Consider the following 1,640-nt stretch of genomic DNA (forward strand, 5'->3'; position numbering starts at 1 on the left):
TCCGCCTTGAACGGCATGCCGTTGACCTGGTTGTACGAGTGGGCGTCGACCAGGTACTTCGCCCGGATCAGCGTGGCGAGCTGGCCGAGGTTCATCTCGGGGATCACCACCTTGTCGTATCTGTGGAGCACCGCCCCCAGGTTGCGGGGGAAGGGGTTGAGGTGACGCAGATGGGCCTGCGCGATGGCCTCCCCGGCCGTGCGCAGCCGGCGGACGGCCGCCGTGATCGGCCCGTACGTGGAGCCCCAGCCCAGCACGAGCGTGGACGCGCCGTCCGGGTCGTCGACCTCGATGTCGGGCACCTCGATGCCGTCGATCTTCGCCTGCCGGGTGCGGACCATGAAGTCGTGGTTGGCCGGGTCGTAGGAGATGTTGCCCGTGCCGTCCTGTTTCTCGATCCCGCCGATCCGGTGCTCCAGGCCCGGCGTGCCCGGCACCGCCCACGGACGGGCCAGGGTCTTCGGATCCCGCTTGTAGGGCCAGAACACCTCACTGCCGTCGTCCAGGGTGTGGTTCGGGCCGGACGCGAACCGCACGCCGAGGTCGGGGAGTTCGTCCAGTTCCGGGATCCGCCAGGGCTCGGAGCCGTTGGCCAGGTAGCCGTCGGACAGCAGCATCACCGGCGTGCGGTAGGTCAGCGCGATCCGGGCGGCTTCCAGTGCCGCGTCGAAGCAGTCGGCCGGAGTGCGGGGCGCGACGATCGGCACCGGCGCCTCGCCGTTGCGGCCGTACATCGCCTGCAACAGGTCGGCCTGCTCGGTCTTGGTCGGCAGGCCCGTCGAGGGCCCGCCGCGCTGGATGTCCACCACCAGCAGCGGCAGCTCCAGAGACACCGCCAGACCGATCGTCTCGCTCTTGAGCGCCACACCCGGACCGGAGGTGGTGGTCACCGCCAGCGAACCACCGAACGCCGCACCCAAAGCAGCGCCGATGCCCGCGATCTCGTCCTCGGCCTGGAAGGTCCGCACACCGAAGTTCTTGTGCTTGCTCAGCTCGTGCAGGATGTCGGAGGCCGGAGTGATCGGGTACGAGCCGAGGAACAGCGGCAGGTCCGCCTGCCTGCTCGCGGTGACCAGCCCGTAGGCCAGCGCCAGGTTCCCGGAGATGTTGCGGTAGGTGCCCACCGGGAAGGCCTTCGCCGCCGGGGCCACCTCGTAGGAGACCGCGAAGTCCTCCGTCGTCTCGCCGAAGTTCCAACCGGCCCGGAACGCGGCGATGTTGGCCGCCGCGATCTGCGGCTTCTTCGCGAACTTCGACTTCAGGAACTTCTCCGTGCCCTCCGTCGGCCGGTGGTACATCCACGACAGCAGCCCCAGCGCGAACATGTTCTTGCTGCGCTCGGCCTCCTTGCGGGACAGGGAGAACTCCTTGAGTGCCTCCACCGTCAACGTCGTCAGCGGGACCGGGTGGAGGTTGTAGCCGTCGAGCGAGCCGTCCTCCAGGGGGTTGCCGGCGTAGCCGACCTTCTGGAGGGCCCGCTTGGTGAACTCGTCGGTGTTGACGATGATCTCCGCGCCGCGCGGCAGGTCGGAGATGTTCGCCTTCAGGGCGGCCGGGTTCATCGCGACGAGCACGTTCGGCGCGTCACCCGGGGTGAGGATGTCGTGGTCGGCGAAGTGCAGCTGGAAGGACGACACGCC

Annotated in this window: 1 protein-coding gene; it reads right to left on the reverse strand. The window is 68.8% G+C overall.

What is annotated here, in order from left to right:
• Nucleotides 1-1,640, reverse strand: a 1,640-nt coding sequence (locus ABZ915_RS48740) for a 2-oxoacid:acceptor oxidoreductase subunit alpha (protein ID WP_361817940.1), incomplete at both ends; no start/stop codon positions are given.

The organism is Streptomyces sp. NPDC046915 (assembly GCF_040644935.1).
In the GTDB taxonomy this organism is placed as follows: domain Bacteria; phylum Actinomycetota; class Actinomycetes; order Streptomycetales; family Streptomycetaceae; genus Streptomyces.